18 protein-coding genes and 2 pseudogenes are annotated in these 22,761 nt (G+C 66.1%); 12 read left to right on the top strand and 8 right to left on the bottom strand.

From position 1 onward, the window contains the following. Window positions 1–179 precede the first annotated feature (179 nt). The 5 genes and pseudogenes from G4G28_RS18090 to G4G28_RS18070 form a co-directional block, all read right to left on the bottom strand. Window positions 180–1,193: a hypothetical protein gene (locus G4G28_RS18090; protein ID WP_183107666.1), complete on the bottom strand. Its 1,014-nt coding sequence runs from the start codon at window positions 1,191–1,193 to the stop codon at window positions 180–182. Further along, window positions 1,193–3,897 (bottom strand): annotated as a pseudogene (gene mutS, locus G4G28_RS18085) (DNA mismatch repair protein MutS). The gene G4G28_RS18090 and the pseudogene mutS overlap by 1 nt, the downstream one beginning before the upstream one ends. A gap of 128 nt (window positions 3,898–4,025) precedes the next feature. Continuing rightward, on the bottom strand, window positions 4,026–4,439 hold the full coding sequence (locus G4G28_RS18080; protein WP_182989332.1) for a VOC family protein: 414 nt from the start codon (window positions 4,437–4,439) through the stop codon (window positions 4,026–4,028). A gap of 118 nt (window positions 4,440–4,557) precedes the next feature. Next, entirely contained in the window at window positions 4,558–4,773 is a 216-nt protein-coding gene (locus G4G28_RS18075; RefSeq protein ID WP_182989331.1) for a hypothetical protein, read from the bottom strand. 59 nt (window positions 4,774–4,832) lie between these two features. Further along, window positions 4,833–5,285 carry a response regulator gene (locus G4G28_RS18070; protein ID WP_229425178.1) on the bottom strand — a complete coding sequence of 151 codons (453 nt, stop codon included), beginning with the start codon at window positions 5,283–5,285 and terminating at the stop codon, window positions 4,833–4,835. A gap of 227 nt (window positions 5,286–5,512) precedes the next feature. On the opposite strand from G4G28_RS18070, the gene G4G28_RS18065 reads away from it, so the two are divergent. From G4G28_RS18065 to G4G28_RS24835, 4 genes are all read left to right on the top strand, one after another. Then, window positions 5,513–5,923, top strand: coding sequence for a hypothetical protein (locus tag G4G28_RS18065; protein ID WP_183107665.1), 411 nt, complete (start codon window positions 5,513–5,515; stop codon window positions 5,921–5,923). Window positions 5,924–5,995: 72 nt separating this feature from the next. Next, window positions 5,996–10,096, top strand: coding sequence for a CheR family methyltransferase (locus tag G4G28_RS18060; RefSeq protein ID WP_183107664.1), 4,101 nt, complete (start codon window positions 5,996–5,998; stop codon window positions 10,094–10,096). A gap of 169 nt (window positions 10,097–10,265) precedes the next feature. Beyond that, the gene (locus G4G28_RS18055; protein ID WP_183107663.1) at window positions 10,266–10,631 is read left to right on the top strand and encodes a hypothetical protein; all 366 of its coding nucleotides are present in this window, start codon (window positions 10,266–10,268) and stop codon (window positions 10,629–10,631) included. Next, entirely contained in the window at window positions 10,628–10,918 is a 291-nt protein-coding gene (locus G4G28_RS24835; RefSeq protein WP_229507710.1) for a PEP-CTERM sorting domain-containing protein, read from the top strand. Before G4G28_RS18055 ends, G4G28_RS24835 begins: the two co-directional genes overlap by 4 nt. A 30-nt stretch (window positions 10,919–10,948) precedes the next feature. On the opposite strand, the gene G4G28_RS18045 is transcribed toward G4G28_RS24835, so the two are convergent. From G4G28_RS18045 to cphA (G4G28_RS18035), 3 genes and pseudogenes are all read right to left on the bottom strand, one after another. Further along, window positions 10,949–11,572: a LysE family translocator gene (locus G4G28_RS18045; protein ID WP_182989328.1), complete on the bottom strand. Its 624-nt coding sequence runs from the start codon at window positions 11,570–11,572 to the stop codon at window positions 10,949–10,951. A gap of 140 nt (window positions 11,573–11,712) precedes the next feature. Further along, a pseudogene (gene cphA / locus G4G28_RS18040) lies at window positions 11,713–14,297 on the bottom strand (cyanophycin synthetase). Window positions 14,298–14,408: 111 nt separating this feature from the next. Next, window positions 14,409–16,583, bottom strand: a complete 2,175-nt coding sequence (gene cphA, locus G4G28_RS18035) for a cyanophycin synthetase (RefSeq protein WP_183107662.1) — start codon at window positions 16,581–16,583, stop codon at window positions 14,409–14,411. Between the two features lie 349 nt (window positions 16,584–16,932). Between cphA (G4G28_RS18035) and G4G28_RS18030 the strand changes: the two genes are divergently transcribed. From G4G28_RS18030 to G4G28_RS18000, 8 genes are all read left to right on the top strand, one after another. Then, window positions 16,933–19,221 (top strand): ABC transporter ATP-binding protein, encoded by a 2,289-nt coding sequence (locus tag G4G28_RS18030; protein ID WP_182989326.1) that lies wholly within the window; start codon window positions 16,933–16,935, stop codon window positions 19,219–19,221. 1 nt (window position 19,222) lies between these two features. Then, window positions 19,223–19,690 (top strand): DUF1854 domain-containing protein, encoded by a 468-nt coding sequence (locus tag G4G28_RS18025; protein ID WP_182989325.1) that lies wholly within the window; start codon window positions 19,223–19,225, stop codon window positions 19,688–19,690. 275 nt (window positions 19,691–19,965) lie between these two features. Continuing rightward, window positions 19,966–20,508 carry an alpha/beta fold hydrolase gene (locus G4G28_RS26710; protein WP_229507709.1) on the top strand — a complete coding sequence of 181 codons (543 nt, stop codon included), beginning with the start codon at window positions 19,966–19,968 and terminating at the stop codon, window positions 20,506–20,508. After that, window positions 20,508–20,864: a hypothetical protein gene (locus tag G4G28_RS26705; RefSeq protein WP_229507708.1), complete on the top strand. Its 357-nt coding sequence runs from the start codon at window positions 20,508–20,510 to the stop codon at window positions 20,862–20,864. Before G4G28_RS26710 ends, G4G28_RS26705 begins: the two co-directional genes overlap by 1 nt. Next, window positions 20,861–21,310: a MarR family winged helix-turn-helix transcriptional regulator gene (locus G4G28_RS18015; RefSeq protein WP_182989324.1), complete on the top strand. Its 450-nt coding sequence runs from the start codon at window positions 20,861–20,863 to the stop codon at window positions 21,308–21,310. The genes G4G28_RS26705 and G4G28_RS18015 overlap by 4 nt, the downstream gene beginning before the upstream one ends. Window positions 21,311–21,413: 103 nt before the next feature. Further along, entirely contained in the window at window positions 21,414–21,839 is a 426-nt protein-coding gene (locus G4G28_RS18010; protein WP_182989323.1) for a GFA family protein, read from the top strand. Window positions 21,840–21,843: 4 nt separating this feature from the next. Beyond that, window positions 21,844–22,239: a VOC family protein gene (locus G4G28_RS18005; protein WP_182989322.1), complete on the top strand. Its 396-nt coding sequence runs from the start codon at window positions 21,844–21,846 to the stop codon at window positions 22,237–22,239. A gap of 92 nt (window positions 22,240–22,331) precedes the next feature. Next, entirely contained in the window at window positions 22,332–22,667 is a 336-nt protein-coding gene (locus G4G28_RS18000) for a DUF805 domain-containing protein (RefSeq protein ID WP_182989321.1), read from the top strand. Window positions 22,668–22,761 lie beyond the last annotated feature (94 nt).

Genomic DNA, 22,761 nt, shown 5'->3' with positions numbered 1-22,761 from the left:
TGCGCGGTGGGCACGGGGCGCCCACCCTACGAACCAAGGCGAATCGAACATGCGCGGTGGGCACGGGGCGCCCACCCTACGCGTGCCAACTTTCGTAGGGTGGGCGCCCTGTGCCCACGCGGGACATGCCGCAACGCTCGGCGTTTCGTTCGCCCTGACCGAAACGGCGCCTGAAGGGCTTATTCCCCCGCCTCCTTCAGCCTGAACAGGTTCTTCTCCCCCGGCCTGACATCCACCTCGACCGCCTCGCCCCCCACCGACAGGTGCCCCACATTCTCGCGCCATTCGATCGCCGGATGGCCGTTCTTCGGCAGTGCCGCGCTGTCGACCAGCAAAACCTTGCCTCCAAAGCGCTGCGCCAGCGCCTGGACCTGCTTGCGCGCGGAGGCGAAGCCGTCGAAGGTGGCGGGAGCACGCCGCAGCAGGCTACGCAAGCCCGTGGGTTCGGCCAGGGGTTTCAGGTCGCCTTCGGAGAACAGCACGATGGCATCGACCTTGTCTCGCCGCGCGAGCGTGAACAGGCGGTTCAGCCAGAAGCGCGTGGCCACCTGCCGGTCTTCGTACTCGCTGTTGCGACCCGCTGCGGCCAGGTAGTGGTTGTTATTCGCCGGCAGGTTGACGGTGGCATACATCACCCGGTCCACCGTCCAGTGGGCATTCTCGGCATAGCTGCGAAAGCGCGGGCTGGTCGACAGGCGCGTGAGCGGGAGCTTCTTCGCGCCGAGCGACTCCGGCTCGCCGTGGAACAGCTCGCGCATGCGGTTCAGGCGTTCGGCCGCGTTGGTGCGGCCCGCCGTGTTGCGGCATTCGGTCCAGTCGCTCCCCGCCGGCAGCACGATGACGGGACGCCTCGCGCGCTCGAGCAGTTCGCGCCGTTCCTGGTACAGCTTGTCGCCGCAGGGTTCCTGCACGCCCTTGATGCCGGTGACGACGACAAAGGCGAGCGAGCTGTCGTTGGTGTCGGCCAGGGCCTTCTTGAAGCGGGTGTCGCCGGGCACGGCGAAACTGTGGCCAATGATGCCGAAGCGGTGCGCGGCGCCGTCAGGCCGCGCCTTGCGGGCGTCAAGGCGGGCGCCGTGGCGGGCCAGTTCGTGCTTCTTGTCCGGTACCCCGTCCCTTGCGACGGCAGACGACGCGCACGCCGCCACGCACAGCGCGGCGGCCAGCAGGGCGGCGACGCGCGGGCGCCCCATCAGGCGGTGCCGCTCACGGCGCAACTGTCGGCAGCGAGACGCTTCAGTTCATACAGGCGCGCGAGGGCTTCGCGCGGCGTCAGCGCATCCGGGTCGAGTTCGGCCAGGGCGTCGAGCAGCGCGGGCGCAAGCTGGGGCTCCGGCGCAGCGGCAGCAGCCGCGGCATCGGCGTCCTCAGGCTCGTCGCAGGGCAGCGCGAACAGATCGAGCTGCGGTGTGCTGCCCACCGCCTGCGATTCCAGCCGCGCCAGGTGCTTGCGCGCAGCCTTGATGACGCCCGGCGGCACGCCGGCAAGTTGCGCCACCTGCAGGCCGTAGCTCTGCGACGCGGGGCCTTCCTGCACCGCGTGCAGGAAGACGATGCTGTCCTTGTGCTCGACCGCCGACAGGTGCACGTTGGCCGCGCTCGGGTGGGTCTCGGGAAGCTGGGTCAGCTCGAAATAGTGGGTGGCGAACAGGGTAAAACTGCGGCTGCTGTCGATCAGGTGGCGCGCAATCGCCCAGGCCAGCGCCAGGCCATCAAACGTGGACGTGCCGCGCCCGACTTCGTCCATCAGGACCAGCGAGTGCTCGGTGGCGCCGTTCAGGATCGCGGCCGATTCGGTCATCTCCACCATGAAGGTCGAGCGCCCGCCGGCCAGGTCGTCGTTGGCGCCGATGCGGGTGAAGATGCGGTCGATCGGGCCGATGGTGGCGCTGGTCGCCGGCACGTAGCTGCCCACATAGGCCAGCAGGACGATCAGCGCGGTCTGGCGCATGAAGGTCGATTTACCGCCCATGTTCGGGCCGGTGATCAACAGCAGGCGCCGGTCGTTCGAGAGCTTGCAGTCGTTGGCGATGAAGCGCTCGATCTGGCGCTCCACCACCGGGTGGCGGCCCTCGACGATGCTCAGGCAGGGCGCGTCGACCAGGGCAGGGGCGCACCAGTTGTGGGCCAGCGCGTGGTTGGTGAGTGCCACCAGCGCGTCGATCTGCGCCAGGCCGGCGGCCACGCTTTGTAACTCGCCGATGTGCGGTGCCAGGCAGGCCAGCAGCTCGTCGTAGAGCTGCTTCTCGCGCACCAGCGCCTTGTCCTGCGCCGACAGCGCCTTGTCCTCGAAGGCCTTGAGTTCCGGCGTGATGTAGCGCTCGCAGTTCTTCAGGGTCTGGCGGCGGCGGTAGTCATCCGGCACCTTGTCGGCCTGGCCGTTGGTGACCTCGATGTAGAAGCCGTGCACGCGGTTGTATTCCACGCGCAGGTTGGCAATCCCGGTGCGGGCGCGCTCGCGCGTTTCCAGGTCGACCAGGAACTGGCCGGCGTTTTCCGACAGCGCGCGCAGTTCGTCCAGCTCGGCATCGAACCCGGGTGCGAACACGCCGCCGTCGCGCACCATCGCGGCCGGTTCAAGGGCCACCGCACGCGCCAGCAAATCCGCGCAGGCCGTCGGCGTCTGGATGGCGTCGTGCAGTGCGCGCAGCAGGCAGGAGTCGCCGGGGATGAAGCAGCGCGCCACTTGCTCGCGCAGTGCCGGCAGCTGCTTGAGGCCATCGCGCAGGCTGGCCAGGTCGCGCGGACGCACGCTCAGGAGGGCGATGCGCGTGGTGATGCGTTCGATATCGGGCACCTCGCCCAGCGTCCCGGACAAGCCCGCACCCGCGTCCGCCTGGGCCAGTGCGGCGATGGCTTCATGGCGCGAACGGGCGACCGCCTGGTCGCGCCGTGCATGGTGCAGCCAGTGGCGCAGCAGGCGCGAACCCATCGCCGTCTTGCAGCCGTCCAGCAGCGAGAACAGCGTGGGCGACCCTGGCCGCGGATGGTCTCGGTCAGTTCCAGGTTGCGGCGGGTGGCGGCGTCCAGGCCGATGAATTCGTTTTCGCTTTCGACCGAAAGACTGTTCACGTGCTGCAGGCCGCGCCCTTGCGTCGCCTGGGCATAGCGCAGCAGCGCACCGGCCGCGCCAAACGCGGCACCGAGTCCCTCGGCGCCGAAGCCGGTGAGGGTGGCCACGTTCAGCTGGTCGAGGAGGGCCTTGTGGCCCTTGACGACATCGAAATGCCAGTCGGGCACGCGCTGGGTGTGTGCAATCGGATCGTCGTCGAAGAATCCGCCATGCGCCCCATCGTCGGCGCGCAGGATCTCGGCCGGGGCGATGCGTTCCAGTTCCTGGGCCAGCCGCGTGTCGACGGTTTTCGCGTCGCCGGAAAATTCCATCAGGCGCAGCGCGCCGCTGGCCAGCGACAGCCAGGCCAGGCCGACCGTGACGTTCTTGCGCGCGGGCAGAGAGTACAAAGCCAGCAGCGGGCGCTCGGCCTTTTCCGGCAGCAGGTCGGAATCTGTCAGGGTGCCGGGCGTGACCACGCGCACTACCTTGCGCTCGACCGGACCCTTGGACGTTGCGGGGTCGCCGATCTGCTCGCAAATCGCACAGGATTCGCCCAGTTTCACGAGTTTGGCCAGGTAGCCGTCCAGCGAGTGGAAAGGCACGCCGCACATCTTGATCGGATTGCCGTTCGACGCGCCGCGCGCGGTCAGGGTAATGCCGAGGATGCGCGCGGCCTTTTCGGCGTCGTCGTGGAATAGCTCGTAGAAGTCGCCCATGCGGTAGAACACCAGCATGGTGGGGTAGTCGGCCTTGATGCGCAGATATTGCTGCATCATGGGCGTGTGCTTCTCCGACGCTGCTTTTGCCGCGGCGGCGTTGATTTCGGTAGGGACGGTGGTCATGTCGATCGGGTTCTGGGAGGCCGGGCGGCGGCGCCGGGCCAGGACCGACATTCTACAACCATCGGCTGGGCTGGAGATGGCGAAGTGATAGCGCCGGGGCGGCGAGCGCACCCGGCAGCCGGTGTCCGCTATCGCGGCTGGTGGCACACCGCTTCGATATTGTTGCCCTCCGGGTCGATCACGAAGGCGCCGTAGTAATGAGGGTGGTAGTCCGGGCGCAGGCCGGGTGCGCCGTTGTCCTTGCCGCCGGCAGCAATGGCCGCCTCGTAGAAGGCATCGACCTGCGCGCGGCTGGCGGCACGCCAGGCCAGGTGGCAGCCGGTCGTGGCCGCGGGACCACCGTAGGGCGAGGGGCCATCGACAAACCAGACATCGGTCTTCTTGCCGTCGGGCTCAAGCGCGTCGGGACGCGCAAAGCCCAGTACGTTCATGCCGTAGTTGCCCTCGGCATGCAGGCTGTAGCCCAGTGGCGCGAGCGCCGCGCTGTAAAAGGCCTTGGTGCGGCCGATATCGGTCACGCGAAACGTCATGTGGTCGAGCATGTGATCCTCCCTGGATGGATGTGTCGTGCGGATAGAGCGCACAACTGTATATCCATCCAGTAAAGGTGGCAAGATCAACAATGCATTTTATGCAAGACGGGTGGCAGTGGGGCCGACATCAGATGAAATCGTCGAAGCCGCTCGGCGTCACCGCGTCCGATGCGCGCATCTTCGACACCGTGAGCACTCGCCTGATCAGGGATTCGGGAACCTCGGCTTCCTCGAGGTAGTCGCGCGCGAAGTCGGCGCCGTGGGCATTCTTGAGCATGAGGCCGACATCGACAAGGTGTTCGCGGTGCAGGTCGTTGCGTCGTTCGAGCTGGATGTGTCGCATGGTGCTTCCCCCAAGTGTGTTGAAAATGGTGCGGGCCCCAGCTCAGGGCCCTTTGTCCTTTAACTGCGCAGCAGCTTCATGATCGTCTCCAGCCGGTAGGGCTTGGGCGTGAACAGGTATTGGCGCTTGCGGTCGGCCAGCAGGGCCGGCAGCGTGTAGCCGGAAGTGAGCACCACTTTAATGCGCGGATACATATCGCTCACGGCGTCGGCCAGCTGCAGCCCCGTCATGCCAGGCATCATCACGTCGGAGAAGATGGCGTCGATGTCGTCGTGTTGCCCGAGCAGGTCCAGCGCGTCCCTGGCCGAGTTGGCGACCATGACCTCCAGCCCCTCGCTGCTGAGCAAGGCCTCGGCTAGGTTGGCCAGGTCTTCCTCGTCGTCGACCACCATCACCTTGCGGACCAGGCTGCCGGACTGGGCGTGTTCGTTCTCTCGCTCGCCATGCGCGGGCATGGCGCGTGGCTTCGTCATGCTGGAAAAAGACCAGTCGACATTCAGTGTAGCCTGCATTGCAATTTTCCCGATCGATTGCATACCAACCCGCCTTTCCTGTTCGGGTACGGAACAGGCTTCAGTATGAAGCAAACGGTGAATCCGCAGCGAACGATTGCCCGCGCGGTCGCTCGCCCATCCAAGCCGGTCTTTTTGCCGGTCCGAAACCGTTCCAAAAGGAACGGCACGAAAATAAAATAGGGAGCTGGTCTTGATTTATCGCTGAACGACGTAACCCAAGTAGCATGGCAACTCAACGAAAAACGATCCTGGTGATCCATTCATCGGACCACACCCCCGCCGACATCCGCAGTTTGCTGGGGAGCATGGGCCACATCGCCGTGACCGTCACCCGGCAAGCGGCGCTGAAGTTGCTCGGCACAGTGCGTTTTGACGTCATCTTCACCGCCATGTCCGGCAGCGCGGAGGGCGAGGCGAGCGGCTATGTGCAGAAGCTGCGGGCGCTGGCGCCGGGCGCCGCTATTGTCGGCATCGAGCCCCCGGCGCTCCGGCCGCCAACGAAGCGTGGCAGGCGCAATGCGACGCGACGGTGGCCGAGCCGCTGTCCACGTCCAAGATCCAGTGGGTACTCGACTTCGACCTGCGCTACTTCGGAAGCTGACGAGTGGGGGCATGCGTACGGGATAATGTGTTAATTATGTTCATAACTTTTCCCTGTGCGATGGCGGATCGTTTAGACTTGCGTATCCTTTTCCTCGATGGCTACGATGTACGATTCCACTAACGCGCCCAGCACGCCCACCCACCCCGGGGTCGTGCGCAGCAACCTCGATTTTCCGGTAGTCGGCATCGGTGCCTCCGCCGGCGGTCTGCCTGCACTGGTGCAGCTGTTCGAAAACATGCCAGCAGTAAACGACATGGCCTTCGTGGTGATCCTGCACCTCTCGCCCAGGCATCCGAGCTCGGCGGCGGCGATCCTGCAGCGTGCCACCCGCATGCCTGTCATTCAAGTCAGTTCGCGCGTCCACATCGAGCGTGGCCACGTGTACGTGATTGCTCCCAACCAGCAGATGTCGATGATGGACGGCTTGCTGGTGGTCGACCAGCTCGACCGGCCGCGCGGCAAGCATATCGCCATCGACATGTTCTTCCGTACCCTGGCCGAAGTGCACCGCGAGCGCGCGGTGGCGATCGTCTTGTCCGGTACCGGTGCCGATGGGGCGGTCGGCCTGGCGCGGGTCAAGGAGCAGGGCGGCGTCACGATCGTGCAGGCGCCGATTGACGCGGAACACGAAGGCATGCCGGCCGCGGCCATTCTCACCGGCGCCGTCGATTTCGTGCTGCCCGTAATCGAGATGCCGCAAAGGCTGATCGACCTGTGGAACAATGCCCGCAGCATCGAGCTGCCGCCGGTGGACGATGGCGACGCGCCGCTCGCGCTGACGACCAGCCCGGTCGATACCGCCGACGCCGAGCACGCCCTGCGCGACATCCTTGCCGGGCTGCTGAACAATACCGGCCACGATTTTCGCCATTACAAGCGCGCTACCGTGCTGCGCCGTGTCGAGCGCCGCATGCAGGTGCGCGGCATGCGCACACTGCCCGAATACCGTGACCTGCTCGCCTCCGACGCCGCCGAGCACAAGGCCCTGCTGGCCGACATGCTGATCGGCGTGACCAATTTCTTCCGCGACCGCGAGGCCTTCGAGGCGGTCGAGCGCGAGATCATTCCGGAACTGTTCAAGGACAAGGGCCCTAGCGACGAGGTGCGTGTCTGGACGGCGGCCTGCGCCACCGGCGAGGAAGCCTATTCGCTGGCGATGCTGCTGGCCGACCAGGCCGCGCAGTCCGACCATCCGCCGAGCTACCAGGTGTTCGCATCGGACATCGACGATCGCGCCATCGCCAGCGCGCGCTCGGGGTCCTTCTCCTCCGCGATCATTACCGACGTGGCGCCGGCGCGCCTGCGCCAGTACTTCACCAAGGAAGAAGACCGCTACCGCATCCGCAAGTCGCTGCGCGACCATATCCTGTTCGCTTCCCACAACCTGCTGCGCGATCCGCCGTTTTCCCGGCTCGACCTGATTTCCTGCCGCAACCTGCTGATCTACCTGAACCGCGAAGTCCAGACCCGCGTACTGCAGATCTTCCATTTCGCGCTGAAACCCGGGGGCTACCTCTTCCTCGGCAGTTCCGAGTCGGCCGAGTCGGTGTCCGAATATTTCGTTCCGGTAGACAAGAAGAACCGGATCTACCGCGCCCGCGGCGGCATGCGCACCGTGAGCTACCAGCCCTCGAGCTCGGCTGCGGCCGGTGCGCGCCCGGTCGAGACGGTCCGTTCCAAGACCACGGGCAAGCGCCAGTATTCCTATGCCGAGCTGCACCAGCGCGCTGGCCCAGCGCCGCCGTCGGCCATCGTCGACGCCGAAGGCAATATCGTGCACATGTCGGAGCAGGCGGGGCAGTTCCTGCGCCTTGCCGGCGGCGAGCCCTCGCGCAGCCTGCTGACCCTGGTGCTGCCGGAACTGCGCCTGGAACTGCGCTCGGCGATGTACCAGGCCTCGCAGAATGGCAACAACGTCGATTGCCGGCCGATCGAATTGCATGAGAAACCCGAGCTTGGCACCGTCGCCATGACGGTGCGGCCCTTCCGTGACGAGGAGGCCGACACCGACTTCCTGCTGGTGCTGTTCAAGCGCGCCGAACCGGCGGCCGAACGCACCGCCGTGTCGACCACGTATGGCAGCCACGACGTGGTGCTGTCCCAGCTCGAAGCGGAACTGCAGCGCAAGCGCGAGCAGTTGCAGGAAACGATAGAGAATTCGGAAATCTCGACCGAGGAATTGCGCGCATCGAACGAGGAACTGCAGGCAATTAACGAAGAGCTGCGTTCGGCCACCGAGGAGCTGGAAACGAGCAAGGAAGAGCTGCAATCGGTCAACGAGGAGCTTGTCACCGTCAACTATGAACTGAAGGTGAAGGTCGAAGAAACCGGCAAGGCCAACGACGACCTGAACAACCTGATCGCCTCCACCGACATCGCCACGATTTTCGTCGACAGCGGCCTGCGCATCAAGCGCTTCACGCCGCGCGCGGCCGACCTGTTCTCGATCATTTCCACCGACATCGGCCGCTCCCTGCTCGACCTGACGCACCGCCTCGACTACGACCGACTGGCCGAGGACGTCAGCGCCACCTTCGAGACGCTGCGCCTGGTCGAGCGCGAGGTGCGCAGCACCGAGGGGCGCTGCTATATCGTGCGCCTGCTGCCCTACCGTACCAACGAAGACCGCATCGAAGGCGCGGTGATGACCTTCTTCGACATCACGGCGCGGCGCCAGGCCGAGGAGCAGGCACGCGCCAGCGAGGCGCGCATGCGCATGGTTGCCGAGAGCACCGACGACTATGCCATCATCACCCTCGATGAGGAGGGACTCGTCACCAGCTGGAACAACGGCGCCACGCGCCTGTTCGGCTGGAACTTCCAGGAGATGGAGGGGCAAAGCACGGTGCGCCTGTTCGCGCCGGAAGACGTGGTCGCCGGCGTGCCGGTCGACGAATTGCGGCGCGCCCGCGCCGAGGGTCGCGCCGAGGACGAGCGCTGGCACATGCGCAGGGACGGCAAGCGCGTCTACTGCAGCGGCGTGACGACACCGCTGCGCAATGGCGAATTCCATGGCTACGTGAAGATCGCGCGCGACGCCACGGCGCGCGAGTCGGAAGTGCAGAACGCGGTCGCCCTCAAGGACGAGTTCCTGTCGGTGATGTCGCACGAGCTGCGCCATCCGCTGAACATGATCAACATCAACGTCGAACTGCTGGCGCGCATGCCGGAGATCCGCAAGTCCCCGGTCTTCACGCGCGCCGCCAGCACGATCCGCAACGCGGTGATCAGCCAGGCGAAAATCATCGACGACCTGATGGACATGTCGCGGGTACGCACCGGCAAGCTGTCGCTGGCGATGGCCCCGGCGGCGCTGGGCCCGATGCTGCAGGGCATCGCCGAGGTCCAGCGTGCCGACCCGTCCACGCGCGACGTCAGCATCGACGTCGTCAACGATGCCGACGATGCCTATGTGCTGGCCGACATGGTGCGCATCGAACAGGTGATGATGAACCTGCTGAGCAACGCGGTGAAATTCACGCCGGCCGGCGGGCGCATCGAAGTGCGCATCGGGCGCGACGACGGGCACGCCCGCGTCGACGTGGTCGACAACGGCCAGGGCATCGCACCGACTTTCCTGCCGCACGTGTTCGACATGTATGGCCAGAGCACCTCGGTGACGACGCGCTCGAAGGGCGGCCTGGGTATCGGCCTGGCGCTGGTGCGCGAGATCGTGGCGCTGCACGGCGGACGGGTCGAGGCCTACTCCGAAGGCGTGGGCAAAGGTTCCCGTTTCAGCTTCTGGCTACCGCTGCTCGACGGCCGCGCGATTCCCCAGGACGAGTCCACAGGCGACATCCATGACACCATGGCCGGGCTGCGCATCCTGGCCGTCGACGACATGGAAGAGATGCTGATGGTCTTCAAGTCCCTGCTCGAGATGGGCGGCGCGACCGTGTTCGAAGCCACCGGCGCGCGCGAGGCGCTCGAGATTCTCGAACACGAACCGGTCGATCTCCTGATCTCGGATATCTCGATGCCGGAAATGGATGGCTACGAATTGCTGCGCCGCGTGCGCGAGGATCCGAAACTAGCGGCACTGCCGGCGATCGCCGTCAGCGGCATGCAGCGCGACATCGATATCGCCCAGGCGCGCAGTGCCGGCTTTTCGGCCCACCTCGGCAAACCGGTGTCGATCGACGGCTTGCACGCGATCATCCATGAACTGCTGCCGCGGCGCGTGGCCGGCGCCGGGCAGGACTGAACGCGGCAGGGCGTAGCGAAGACAAGGCGCGCCGGCCGTGCCTTGTCGATATGCTTTACAGGCGCCGCGCTGGCCTTTGCTGGCGGCTTGCCAAGCGCTTGATATCGCGCAGATTCCGAATGCGGCGCGAAACTTGCTTCATGGTTTATTCCAACAATAAGGAGAGCCCATGCGCCACGCTGCCCGACGTCTCGCCCCCGCCATCGCGACCTTCCTGTTTTGCGCCTCCGCTTCGGCCACCGTTATCGGCACCAACTCCCGATACGCGCTCGTCGATGGCAGTGAAGCGACCCGTCAGCTCCGGGTCAATGCGCGCGGCATTATTTCCGACCTGAACATCTACCTTGAATTTTCGAAATGCGACGACCCGCCGATCGGCGCGGACGGCAGCCGCTGCATCGGACGCGGCATTCCGTATGAGGACGAGTTCTCGTTCGCATTGATTGCGCCGGACGGCCGGCGCGTCGACCTGGTCCGTGCCTACGGTACCTACAACGAAACCGGGCGGGCAGCGGCGCCGGCCGCGTTGGCGTGAGCTTCGACGATGAAGCGGCAAACCGCCCAGGTCCTCGCATCAGCGCCGGCGTGTTCCGGCCCGAGCAGGCGCTGTCGGCCTTCGACGGGATGGAAATGTACGGCAGCTGGACCCTGTACATGCAGGATTTCTTCCCGAGCGATCCGCTCGAATACTTCCGTGCCCGCGTGGCGATTACGCCCGACGCCAACGGCGCCGTCCAGGTGCCGGAGCCGGCGACGCTCGCGATGCTGGGCCTGGGCCTGTGCGGGATCGGCGCGGCACGGCGCAGGCGCGCGGCCGCGTAAATCGTCCATGGCGGCAGCCGGGCCAGGTGCTCAGCGCGACAGGATCAGCTTGGCGCCAAGCCCGATGAACACGGTGCCGGCAAGACGGTCGAGCCACTTGCCGGCACCTGGTTGACGCTCCAGCCAGGCCCCGATGGCGCCCGCGAAATAGCCGAGCAGGCCGAACAGGACCGCCGCCTGCACGGTGAAGGTCACGCCCAGCGCCAGCATCTGGCCCGGCACGTTGCCGTTGGCGGGCACCACGAACTGCGGCAGCAGCGACAGGAAGAACAGCACCACCTTCGGGTTGATGGCGTTCGCCAGCAGGCCCTTCATGAACAGCTTGCGCAGCGAGTGCGGGGCAACGTCCTTGCTGGCGGTAGCGCCGCCCTGGCTGCGCAGCGCGCCGATGCCGAGCCACACCAGATAGACGCCGCCGCCGATGCGCAGCGCGTCGAAGGCGGCCGGGTTGGCGGCAATCGCCGCGCTGACGCCGACCACGGCCAGCAGCGTGTGGCTCAGGCACCCCAGCGCGCATCCCAGTCCGAACACCATGCCGGGTCGGCGTCCCTTCGACATGCCCAGGCCGAGCACCATCAGGTTGTCCGGGCCGGGAGAGGCGGTGAGCAGGATGGCGGCGAGCAGGAAGGCGAGGAACTGGTCGGGTGCGAGCATGGTTTTCTTATTCGAATAATGATGCGGACGTAGGGTAGGCGGGTTCCCCGCCTACGCGTTCAACCACGGCAAGAAATTACCGGTACGGATATGCGAGCCGCTGTCGAACGCGTAGGCGGGAGACCCGCCTACCCTACGAATCATGCTTCCGCGACCCGCCTGGCGATATGCGCCAATGCGTCGTCCACCTGGTCGATCAGGATCAGGCACAGGTCGCCCGCGTTCAAGCGCGCGAGCGCGCGGTCGATCGCGACGAATTCTCCGTTGATCTCTTCGATGTGGGTGGTGCGGGTGGCGCCGGTCAGACCCTGGCGCAGCAGGGCGACGACTTCGCCGTCCGGGCGGCCGCGCTGGCACTGGTCCTGGTAGAGCAGCACGTCATCGAAGGACTTGCCGAGGATCTCGGTCTGCTGGGTGATGTCCTGGTCACGGCGGTCGCCGGCGCCGCTGATCACGACCAGACGGCGCTTGGCAGGCATGTTCTCCACCGCCGACACCAGGGCCGCGATCGCGTCCGGATTGTGGCCGTAGTCGGCAATCAGGGTGGCGCCCCGATAATCGAACACATTGAAGCGGCCGGGCGCGTTGTCGCTTTCGCCGACGAAGGTTTTGAGGCCGAGGCGGATCTTGTCCCAGTCCAGGCCGACGGCCCAGGCCGCGGCCACCGAGGCCATCACGTTCTCGACCTGGAACCCGATCACGCCGCCGCGGGTGATCGGCACTTCCGCCAGGGCGATCCTCGTCTCCTGCCTGCCCCGGGCGCAGACCAGGAAGCCATTGTCGACGAAGACCACGCGCCGGCCCTGGGCACGGTGCATGGCGATGAGCGGCAGGCCGCCATCCTGGGCGAAGAAAGTGACGTCGCCCCGGGTGTAATCCGCCATTTCGGCAACGATCGGATCGGCCGCGTTCAGCACCGCCATGCCGCCTTCGACGACGTTCTGGACAATCACGCGCTTCAGCACCGCCAGGTCTTCCAGCGTGGTGATGTAGTTCAGGCCGAGGTGGTCGCCGGCGCCGATATTGGTCACCACCGCCACCTGGCAGCGGTCGAAGGCCAGGCCTTCGCGCAGCAGGCCGCCGCGCGCGGTCTCGAACACGGCCGCGTCCACGTCCGGGTGCAGCAGCACGTTGCGCGCGCTGCGCGGGCCGCTGCAGTCGCCGCTGTCGATGCGGCGGCCTTCGATGTAGACGCCATCGGTGTTGGTCATGCCGGTGCGCAGGCCGGAAGCCGTCAACAGGTGGGCGATCAGGCGCACCGTGGTCGTCTTGCCGTTGGTGCCGGTGACGGCGACTACCGGGATACGGCCGTCGTCGCCGTCCTTGAACATCATGTCGACGATGGCCGAGCCGATGTCGCGGCTCTTGCCGAACGAAGGCGACAGGTGCATGCGCAGGCCCGGCGCGGCGTTCACTTCGACGATGCCGCCGTGCTGGTCCTCGATGGGTTTCAGGACGCTGTCGCAGACGAGGTCGACGCCGCAGATGTCCAGGCCCACCATGTGCGCCGCAGCGATTGCGCGCGCCGCCACTTCCGGATGGACGTCGTCGGTGACGTCGGTGGCCGAGCCGCCGGTCGACAGGTTGGCGTTGTTGCGCAGGATGACGCGGCGGCCCTTCTCGGGCACGGAGTCGGCCTGCAGGCCCTGTTTGCTCAAGCTGGCCAGGGCGATGTCGTCGAAGCGGATCTTGGTCAGCGAGGTCGAGTGGCCGTTGCCGCGGCGCGGGTCCAGGTTCACCTGTTCGACCAGCTGGCGCACCGTGTGCACCCCGTCGCCCACCACGTTCGGCGGATCGCGGCGCGCGGCGGCCACCAGCTTGTCGCCGATGACGAGCAGGCGGTAGTCGTGGCCCGGCAGGTAGCGTTCGACCAGGATATCGTCGCGGAACTCGGACGCCGAATGGAAGGCGGCCGTGATCTGCTCTTTCGTCATGATGTTGACGGTGACGCCCTTGCCCGGGTTGCCGTCCTTCGGCTTGACCACGACCGGCAGGCCGATCTCTCCGGGCCACGGCCCAGGCGTCGTCGGGGTCGACGGCGGTACGGCCCAGCGGCACGGGCACGCCGGCGGCGTCCAGCAGGCGCTTGGTCAATTCCTTGTCCCGGGCGATGGTTTCGGCAATCGCGCCGGTGGCGTCGATCTCGGCGGCCTGGATGCGGCGCTGCTTGCTGCCCCAGCCGAACATCACGAGGCTGCCTTCGGTCAGGCGGCGGTAGGGAATGCCGCGCTCGACGGCGGCCTGCACGATCGAACCGGTGGACGGGCCGAGGCGCACGTCTTCGTCGAGGTCGCGCAACTGGACCAGCGCGGCCTGCAGGTCGAAAGGCGCATCGTTGCGCGCGGCGTCGATGAGTTGCCGGGCCAGTTCGAGCGCCAGGCGCCCGACTGCTTCCTCGCTGTATTCGACCACGACCTGGTAGATGCCGCTGTCGACGGTGGCGGTGGTGCGGCTGAAGGTGACGGGGCAGCCGGCTTCGGACCTGCAGGGCCAGGGCGACGATTTCCAGTACTTCCGCCAGCGGCACCGGGTCGAGGGTGTCCTCTTCATGGCCCTGCGGCTGCAGGTCGCCGAGCTGGGGAAAGCGCGAACGCAGGCGCGTCTCGAAGCCGGGCAGGGCGGCAATCGATTCCTCGTCCGGGGTGCAGGCGACGATGGCCTCGACCGAGGTGTGGTGGCTCCAGAGGTTAGGGCCGCGCAGGGCCCTTACGCGAGATACTTCCATAAACCTGTATTCCTTTATGAGGGCCGCCCCGTCCGTGGAAGCGGCGGCGCCGATATCCCGGCGGACCGGGACAATGTGTGCACTGGTGTCCCGGCCGGCGGGGACACATGTTTAATAATTCGTTTTCTTGGGCGTGGCGTCGAAGGCGCGCAGGCCGCCGCAGATCAGGTCGTGCGGCAGGCCCAGCGCCCAGGCGCCGGCGGTGGCGGCCAGCACGCTGGCGGGATGCTTGACGGTGGCGGGCTTGATCTTGCCGAGGTCGAGGAGCGAGGTTTCGATCTCGCCTTCGGCCAGCACGATGTGGTTGTTGCGGGCAAAGACCACGCGTTCGCCGCGCGCACGGTGCTCGCGCATGACCGCGAGCTGCTCGTCCATCGCGTAGAAGATCACGCGTCCGTCCGAGAATTCGGCCAGCTTCACCACTTCCGGATCGGCCGCGTTCAGCACCGCGCTGCCGTCGCCCAGGATGACGTCGACCTGGCTGCGGATGACGTTCGCCAGCGCCTCGCTGTCGCGGATATGGAATTCGGCGACGTCCTCCAGGCCTCCCATGTCGGTGACGATGCCCACCGCGCAGCGGTCGTAGGGCAGGCCCTCGGCCAGGATGCTGCGCGCATTCGATTCGAACACGGCCGCTTCCATGTTGCGGTTGATGAGAAGGCGCTCGCCCGCGGCAAAGCCGGTGCAGTCGCCCTTGTGCACCTGGCGGCCGTCGAGGTACAGGCCTTCGCCATTGGCCACGCCCGCATGCTTGCCGCCGGCATTCAGGAGGCAGCCGATCAGGCGCGCGATCAGGCTGGCGCCGAGCTTGCCGGTGACGCCGACGATCGGGATGCGGCCATTCTCGCCATCGCCGAACAGGTGGTCGACGATCGCACGGCCGACGTTGCGCGGCTCGCCCGAAGCCGGCTTGATGTGGGCCAGCAGGCCTGGGCTGGAATTGACTTCGATGATGGCGCCGCGCTGTTCCGACAGGGGGCGCGAGATGTCTTCGCACACGAGGTCGATGCCGGCGATATCGAGGCCCACCACGCGCGCGGCCAGGCTTGCTGCGTGCGCGACTTCCGGGTGGATGCGGTCGGTGACATCATCGGCGACGTTGCCGTTCACCTGGATCAGTACCTTCTGGCCGTCCTGCGGAATCGATTCGGGCGTGAGGCCCTGGCGCCGCAGGTCGAGCAGGATCTCGCTGTCCTGCACGTTCACGCGCCCCAGCGGATGCTCTTCGCTCTCGCCGCGGCGCGGGTCGGTGTTGATCTGCGAAGCGACGAGATCGGTCACGCTGGCCTTGCCGTCGCCCGTCACCCACAGCGACTCGCCCTTGGCGGCGGCCACGACCTGGCGGCCGACCACCAGCAGGCGGTGTTCGTTACCGGGGATGAAGCGCTCGACCAGCACGGCAGTGCTGTCGCCCGCTTCCGAGGCGATGGCATAGGCCGTCCGTACTTCCCCTTCCGTCATGAGGTTCAGCGTCACGCCGCGGCCGTGGTTGCCGTCGACGGGTTTCAGCACCACCGGCAAGCCGATGTCCTGCGCTTCTTCCCAGGCGGCGTCGGCGCTGCGCACCGTGGCGCCTTCCGGCACCGGCACGCCGCATGACGCGAGCAGTTCCTTGGTCAGGTCCTTGTCGCTGGCGATCGATTCGCCGATGGCGCTGGTGCGGTCGGTCTCGGCGGTCCAGATGCGGCGCTGCGCGGCGCCATGGCCCAGCTGCACCAGGTTGCCTTCGGTCAGGCGGATGGAAGGGATGCGGCGGTCGGTGGCGGCGTCGACGATGTGGGCGGTGGACGGGCCCGGGCAGTAGCGGTCGACCAGCTCGGTCAGCTGCGCCACGGTGGCGGCCATGTCAAAGGCTTCGTCGTTGATCGCGGCCATCAGGAGGCGGTGGCCGGCTTCGAGGGCCGCGCGGCCGACGACCGCGTCGCGCGTACGGAAAGCCATCTTGTAGACGGCGTGCTCGCCGGTCGAACGGGTCTTGCCGAAGCCGGTCTTCATGCCGGCCATGTTCTGCAGTTCGAGCACGACGTGCTCGAGGATGTGGCCGGCCCAGGTGCCGCCTTCGAGGCGTTCGATGAAGCCGCCGCGCTCGCCGACGCCGCAACGGTGCTCGACCAGACCCGGCAATAGGGCGGTCAGGCGCTCGTTAAAGCCCGGCAATTTATTCGAGGGGAAGTCTTCCAGTTCGCCGATGTCGATCCAGGCCTCGATCACGGGACGGTAGGTCCAGATGTTCGGGCCGCGCAGGTGCGCTACACGGAGGAACTTGATGTCTTTCTTCTTTGTCATGTAATGATGTCTTGCCGCCAAGGTCTGGTGCACCATGATGGCGTTGCCTATGTTTGCCTGCCTGTGCGCTACCGCACCCACGCGCATACCTACCGCGCATCGGCGTAATTATGCAGCGCACATTGTTATATACTTGCCGGACCGAAGCTTACAGCGCCGTGCCGATTTCTGCCAAATGGCGCTTCCGCACCTGCCGCGCTTCGCCGGGCGGGTCGCCTGGCGCGTCGCGTAGCGCGTCGCATAGCGTGCACCACATCGGACTTTTTCCTCTCGTACATGTAAACCGCTGAGCCGGTTTCCGCGTTACCCCTGTATCCAGAACACGCCCGTCACGGGCAGCCTCAACATAATGACGACTCAACAACTTGTTTCTCCGACATCATTGGCGGCCGCCGCCGGTTTCTTGCCCGACGCCTGGCAGGATGATGTTCGGAAACAGCTTGCACCAGGGGAAAACGCGCTGACCGGCGTGGAGGTTGACCTCGACGCAAAATTACGTTTCATCAAGGGTGTGGTGGTGGTAACAAGCCGCCGCCTGCTGTCGCGCGCGCCCGGCGAAACCGCCTGGCGCGCCTGGCCGATCATTCCTGGTCTGCAGTTGCGCCACCACGACCATGCCGGCGTCGGTCACCTCGAACTGGTGGACGCGGGCGGCCTGCTGGCCAGCTGGCGCTTCACCCTCGGCCAGAACCTGCACGCGATCCGCGTGGTCGACGCTTTTGCCGACCAGGTGAAGTCCGCCGAGACGGGCCTGCCGGTGCTACCGCCCGAGCAGCACACCTGCCCGAGCTGCAAGGCGCCCTTGGAACCCGACCAGGAAGACTGCCCAATCTGCACCAAGGTGCTGCATACGCCGCCGTCCACCTGGACGCTCTTGCGCCTGTGGCGCTTTGCCGTGCCCTACCAGGGCCAGCTGCTGCTCGGCTTCCTGCTGATGCTGGCCAGTACCGCCGCGCACATGATCCCGCCCTACCTGACGATGCCGCTGATGGACAATGTCCTGATTCCTTACCAGAACGGGCAGAAGATCGACAACGATTTGGTCTACCTGTACATGGGCGGCCTGCTGGCCTCGGCCGTGCTGGCCTGGGCGCTCGGCTGGGGCAAGACCTATGTGCTGGCGCTGGTATCCGAGCGCATGGGCGCCGACCTGCGCTCGACCACCTACGAACACCTGCTCAAGCTGTCGCTGGAATTTTTCGGCGGCAAGCGCACCGGCGACCTGATGAGCCGCATCGGCAGCGGGTCGGACCGTATCTGCGTGTTCCTGTCGCTGCACCTGCTCGACTTCCTGTCGGACGTCCTGATGATCATCATGACGGGCGTGATCCTGTTTTCCATCAATCCCTGGTTGGCCTTCATCACCCTGGTGCCGCTGCCCTTCATCGCCTGGATGATCCACGTCGTGCGCGATAAACTCCGCACCGGCTTCGAGAAGATCGACCGCGTCTGGGGCGAGGTCACCAACGTGCTGGCCGATACCATCCCCGGCATCCGCGTGGTGAAAGCCTTTGCCCAGGAAAAGCGCGAAGCCGTACGCTTCCGCGAGGCGAACAAGCACAACCTGGCGGTGAACGATAAATTGAACAAGGTGTGGTCGCTGTTCTCGCCGACGGTGTCCTTCCTCACCGAACTCGGGCTGCTGGTGATCTGGTGCTTCGGCATCTGGCAGGTCTCGCGCGGCGAGATCACGGTCGGTACCCTGTCGGCATTCATCGCCTATTCGGGCCGTTTTTATGTTCGCCTCGATTCGATGAGCCGCATCGTCTCGGTCACGCAAAAATCGGCCTCGGCGGCCAAGCGCATCTTCGACATCCTCGATCACGTCTCGAGCGTGCCGGACCCGGTCAACCCGGTGCAGGTGCCGAAAGTCGAGGGCAATATCGAGCTGCGCGAAGTCGGTTTCCGCTACGGCAACCGGGCCGTCAACCGCGGCATTTCGCTCAATATCCGCGCCGGCGAGATGGTCGGACTGGTCGGCCACAGCGGTTCCGGCAAGAGCACGCTGGTGAATTTGATCTGCCGCTTCTACGACGTGGCCGAAGGCGCGATTTTGCTCGATGGCGTCGATATCCGCTCGTTCGCCGTGGCCGACTATCGCCGCAACATCGGCCTGGTGCTGCAGGAACCCTTCCTGTTCTTCGGCACGATTGCCGAGAACATCGCCTACGGTAAGCCAGGCGCGACGCGCGAGGAAATCATCGCCGCGGCCAGGGCCGCCCACGCCCACGAATTCATCCTGCGCCTGCCGCAGGGCTACGATTCGATGGTGGGCGAGCGCGGCCAGGGCCTGTCGGGCGGCGAGCGCCAGCGCATCTCGATTGCGCGCGCCCTCCTGATCGACCCGCCGATCCTGATCATGGACGAAGCGACGTCCTCGGTGGACTCGGAAACCGAGAAGGAAATCCAGAAGGCGCTCGACAACCTGGTGCAGGGCCGCACCACGATTGCGATTGCCCACCGTCTGTCCACGCTGCACCGGGCCGACCGCCTGGTCGTGCTGGACCGCGGCGTGGTCGTGGAAGAGGGCAGCCACGACGAACTGATGGCGCGCGAAGGCGCCTACCACCGCCTGTACGAAGCACAGGCACGCAACGTCGACCAGGACATGGACGACGACGCCGACAAGGACGACTGACATGAGCACGACTTTTCAACTGCGCCGCGACAATTTCGGCAAACTGGTGCTTACGGGCGAGGATGGAATCGAGCATGTCGGCGTGATTCCCGTGCGCGCTTTCCCGATCCAGGCGCCCACGCGCGGCATCTCGCTGGTGCGCGACGGCGGCAAGGAAGTGGCCTGGATCGACGACCTGGCCAGCGCGCCGGACACGATCCGCGCCCTGGTGACGGAGGAGCTGGAAGGGCGCGAGTTCATCCCCGAAATCGCCCACATCGCCAGCGTGTCGAGCTTCGCCACGCCCTGCACCTGGACTGTGAAAACGGACCGTGGCGACACCGAATTCGTACTCAAGGTGGACGAGGACATCCGCCGCGTGGGCGAGGCCTCGCTGCTCATTTCCGACAGCCACGGGATCAACTTCCTGGTGCGGGACATGTTCAGGATCGATAAGCACAGCAGGAAGATCCTGGACCGGTTCTTGTAACGGGCTGGCGGCGAAGTCCAGGGTAGAACCGTAGGGTGGGCTCTCGAGCCCACGCGGGGTCCAGCTTGCACATTGCATCTTCCATGACACCGAGGACGCGCGCGCTGCGACATGCAGTGCATTTTCAGCTGTACGACCGCTGTACCGCGTGGGCTCAAGAGCCCACCCTACGGAAGACCGACCTTCGAGCGTTTCCTCTAAAGCATGCCCCTTTTTGGCCCATCCACGCAATTCGGTGCTAATGTCGTTAACACGTTAACGATATGGAGGCTGCGATGCCCGAATCCATCACCATCCCCTCGGCCAATGGCGAGCTCGCGGCAAGCCTTTGGCCCGTCGCCAACCCGCAAGGGATCGTCCTGATCCACCCGGCCACCGCCGTCACCCAAGCCTTCTACGAGCACTTCGCGCGCTACCTGTCAAACCTCGGCTTTGCCGTGCTGACCTACGATTACCGCGGCACCGGCCGCTCGCGCGGCGCACGCCTGCAGATTGAAACCGTCACGATGACCGGCTGGATGACGGGCGACGTCCCGGCCGTGACGCGCTGGGCCGCGGCGCGCTGGCCGAATGTGCCGCTGCTGGCCGTCGGCCACAGCGTCGGCGGCCATGCGCTGCTGCTGACCGGGGCCGACACGCCTGTGCGCGCCGCGGTGCTGGTTGCCTGCCATGCCGGCATCACGCGCACCATCCGCGGCCGCGCCGAGCGCATGCGGGTGTGGCTGGTGATGCGCGTGCTCGCGCCCTGCTGTGCCGCGTCTTTGGCTACATGCCGGGCGCGCGGATCGGCCTGGGCGAAGACCTGCCGCGCGGGGTGATGCTCGAATGGAGCCGCTGGACCACCTTGCCGCGCTATTTCTACGACGATCCCACGCTCGATGCGGCGCGCCGGACGGCCGCCTTGCGCACGCCGCTGCTGGCGCTCGGCTTCGACGACGATCCCCGGGCCAATCCGCATGCGATGGACATCCTGCTGGCCGGCGCCAGCGCCGCCCCGATCGCGCGCCGCCAGATCGCGCCGCGTGACGCCGGGTTACCCGGCATCGGCCACATGGGCTTTTTCCGCAAGCGTTCGCAGGCGCTTTGGCCTGAGGTCGGCCAATGGCTGCTGGCGCAGGCCGGCGCAGCACCCGGGGTGGCAGCGACCCAGGCGGCCGGGCAGGGGCAGGCATGACGGCGGCCGTAAAACCGCCGCGTTTCGTCTTCCTGCTCAACCGCGCGCAGCGGGCGGTGGCGCGCTGGATCGAGCGGCGTCCGCAAGCCTGGGAGGGCATCAGCTCGGCGCAGGTGGGTTTGCTGTTCCTGCTGGACAAGCGCGACGACGCCTCGGTCGGCGAGATCGCCGCGGCGCTGGAGGTGGCGCCGGCGGCCGTGACGAACCTGTCGAAGCGGATGCAGGCGGCCGCGCTGGTCGAGCGTGTCGGCGACGCCCAGGATGGCCGCCTGACGCGCCTGCGCCTGTCAAAGGATGGGCGGCAGGCCAGTGCGCGGGCGCACGAGGTGCTCGACGCGCTCAATGCGCGCCTGCTGGACGGCTTTTCGGCGGACGAGACGGCCGTCGTTGCGCGCTGGCTGAACCATGTGGCGCTGGTGCTGTCCGAGCAGGAGGACCTGGGCTGAGGAGCCGACGCAAGTGGTACACACGGCAGCCGTGCTCCGCTTGAAGCGCCGCGTCGCCGCGTTTATGCTCTTCTTACCAACCCGATTTCGAACGGAGGCGTTCATGCTATTGCAAGGTGGCTGTTACTGCGGCGCGGTGCGCTATGTCGTCGAGGGCGAACTCTTCCACCAAACCCTGTGCCATTGCAGCGACTGCCGGCGCATCGCCGGGGCGCCGGCCGTGGCCTGGTTCAGCGCGCGCATGGACGCGCTGCGCTTCTCACAGGGCAATCCCGCCACCTTCCGCTCGAGCGAGCACGTACTGCGCGGCTTTTGCGCAAGGTGCGGCACCACGCTGACTTTCCAGGACGACCGCTATCCCGAGGAAATCGACGTCGCCACGGCCAGCCTGGACGATCCCGAAGCCGCGCCGCCGCAAGACCATACTTTCACCAAGGACCGCCTGGGCTGGATGCGTATCGAAGACGGCCTGCCTGCCTACCCGCGCACGCGCAGCGAAGGCGGCGCCGAAGCGGATCCTTCGATTTGATCCCATGGAACTCGACCATGCCATCGTGCCGGCGCGCGACCGCGTCGCCGCGGCCCGGCAGCTTGCGCATTTGCTGGGCGTGCCCTGGGAAGAGAGCGCATTCGGCGTCTTCTCGCCGGTCTACATCAACGCCGGCCTGACGCTCGATTTTATCCAGACGAGCGAACCCTTTCCCGTCGAGCATTTCTGCTTTCGCGTCAGCGACGACGAGTTCGATGCCATCTTCAAGCGCATCGTGGAAGCGGGCATTTCCTACCGCAGCCATGTGCGCGGCCCGGTCAACCAGCAGGTCAATACCGATTACGGCGGACGCGGGATCTATTGGAACCTTCCCGAAGGGCACCAATGGGAACTCCTGACTGTCAGTTATGCGCGACAGATGAATAAAAACTTTTCGTAGCGAAAAATATTGCGCAATGACATACTCTCGTTGGCAACTTTGTGCCAGGGCGCCCAGCACTTGTCCCACCATTTTTCCATTGCGAGCCATACATGAACTTTATCGAAGCAGTTTCGCTGTGTTTCAAGAAATACGCCACCTTTGACGGTACCGCTTCGCGTTCCGAATACTGGTGGTTCTTCCTGTTCGTCATCGTCGGCAACTTCGTGCTGGGCCAGATGAGCAGTTTCCTGTCCTTTGCCTTCGCCATCGCCACCCTGGTACCGTCGATCGCCGTCGCTTGCCGCCGCCTGCACGATACCGACCGCAGCGGCTGGATGCAGCTGATCTGGCTGATTCCACTGGTCGGCTGGATCATCCTGATCGTCTTCCTGGCCCAGGAAAGCCGTCCGAACCGCTACGGCGTGCCAGCCGGCGCGGTCGTCTGAGGGCAACCGAACACCCGCATCGGAACCAACGGCGCCCACGGCGCCGTTTTTCTTTGGTCCAAGCTTTCATCCCCGCTTCCCGTCCTGCGTGAGG

The sequence above is a fragment of the Massilia sp. Dwa41.01b genome (assembly GCF_014171775.1).
Lineage (GTDB): Bacteria > Pseudomonadota > Gammaproteobacteria > Burkholderiales > Burkholderiaceae_D > Telluria.
The sequence above is the reverse complement of the archived record's forward strand: the minus strand, read 5'-3'. Positions and strand labels throughout refer to the sequence as shown.

What these genes read in the sequence shown, in the direction of transcription:
- G4G28_RS18090 (WP_183107666.1), bottom strand. Translation starts at nt 1,193, where the DNA reads ATGGGGCGCCCGCGCGTCGCCGCCCTGCTGGCCGCCGCGCTGTGCGTG.
- G4G28_RS18080 (WP_182989332.1), bottom strand. Translation starts at nt 4,439, where the DNA reads ATGCTCGACCACATGACGTTTCGCGTGACCGATATCGGCCGCACCAAG.
- G4G28_RS18075 (WP_182989331.1), bottom strand. Translation starts at nt 4,773, where the DNA reads ATGCGACACATCCAGCTCGAACGACGCAACGACCTGCACCGCGAACAC.
- G4G28_RS18070 (WP_229425178.1), bottom strand. Translation starts at nt 5,285, where the DNA reads ATGCAGGCTACACTGAATGTCGACTGGTCTTTTTCCAGCATGACGAAG.
- G4G28_RS18065 (WP_183107665.1), top strand. Translation starts at nt 5,513, where the DNA reads ATGGCAACTCAACGAAAAACGATCCTGGTGATCCATTCATCGGACCAC.
- G4G28_RS18060 (WP_183107664.1), top strand. Translation starts at nt 5,996, where the DNA reads ATGTACGATTCCACTAACGCGCCCAGCACGCCCACCCACCCCGGGGTC.
- G4G28_RS18055 (WP_183107663.1), top strand. Translation starts at nt 10,266, where the DNA reads ATGCGCCACGCTGCCCGACGTCTCGCCCCCGCCATCGCGACCTTCCTG.
- G4G28_RS18045 (WP_182989328.1), bottom strand. Translation starts at nt 11,572, where the DNA reads ATGCTCGCACCCGACCAGTTCCTCGCCTTCCTGCTCGCCGCCATCCTG.
- cphA (WP_183107662.1), bottom strand. Translation starts at nt 16,583, where the DNA reads ATGACAAAGAAGAAAGACATCAAGTTCCTCCGTGTAGCGCACCTGCGC.
- G4G28_RS18030 (WP_182989326.1), top strand. Translation starts at nt 16,933, where the DNA reads ATGACGACTCAACAACTTGTTTCTCCGACATCATTGGCGGCCGCCGCC.
- G4G28_RS18025 (WP_182989325.1), top strand. Translation starts at nt 19,223, where the DNA reads ATGAGCACGACTTTTCAACTGCGCCGCGACAATTTCGGCAAACTGGTG.
- G4G28_RS26710 (WP_229507709.1), top strand. Translation starts at nt 19,966, where the DNA reads ATGCCCGAATCCATCACCATCCCCTCGGCCAATGGCGAGCTCGCGGCA.
- G4G28_RS26705 (WP_229507708.1), top strand. Translation starts at nt 20,508, where the DNA reads ATGCTCGAATGGAGCCGCTGGACCACCTTGCCGCGCTATTTCTACGAC.
- G4G28_RS18015 (WP_182989324.1), top strand. Translation starts at nt 20,861, where the DNA reads ATGACGGCGGCCGTAAAACCGCCGCGTTTCGTCTTCCTGCTCAACCGC.
- G4G28_RS18010 (WP_182989323.1), top strand. Translation starts at nt 21,414, where the DNA reads ATGCTATTGCAAGGTGGCTGTTACTGCGGCGCGGTGCGCTATGTCGTC.
- G4G28_RS18005 (WP_182989322.1), top strand. Translation starts at nt 21,844, where the DNA reads ATGGAACTCGACCATGCCATCGTGCCGGCGCGCGACCGCGTCGCCGCG.
- G4G28_RS18000 (WP_182989321.1), top strand. Translation starts at nt 22,332, where the DNA reads ATGAACTTTATCGAAGCAGTTTCGCTGTGTTTCAAGAAATACGCCACC.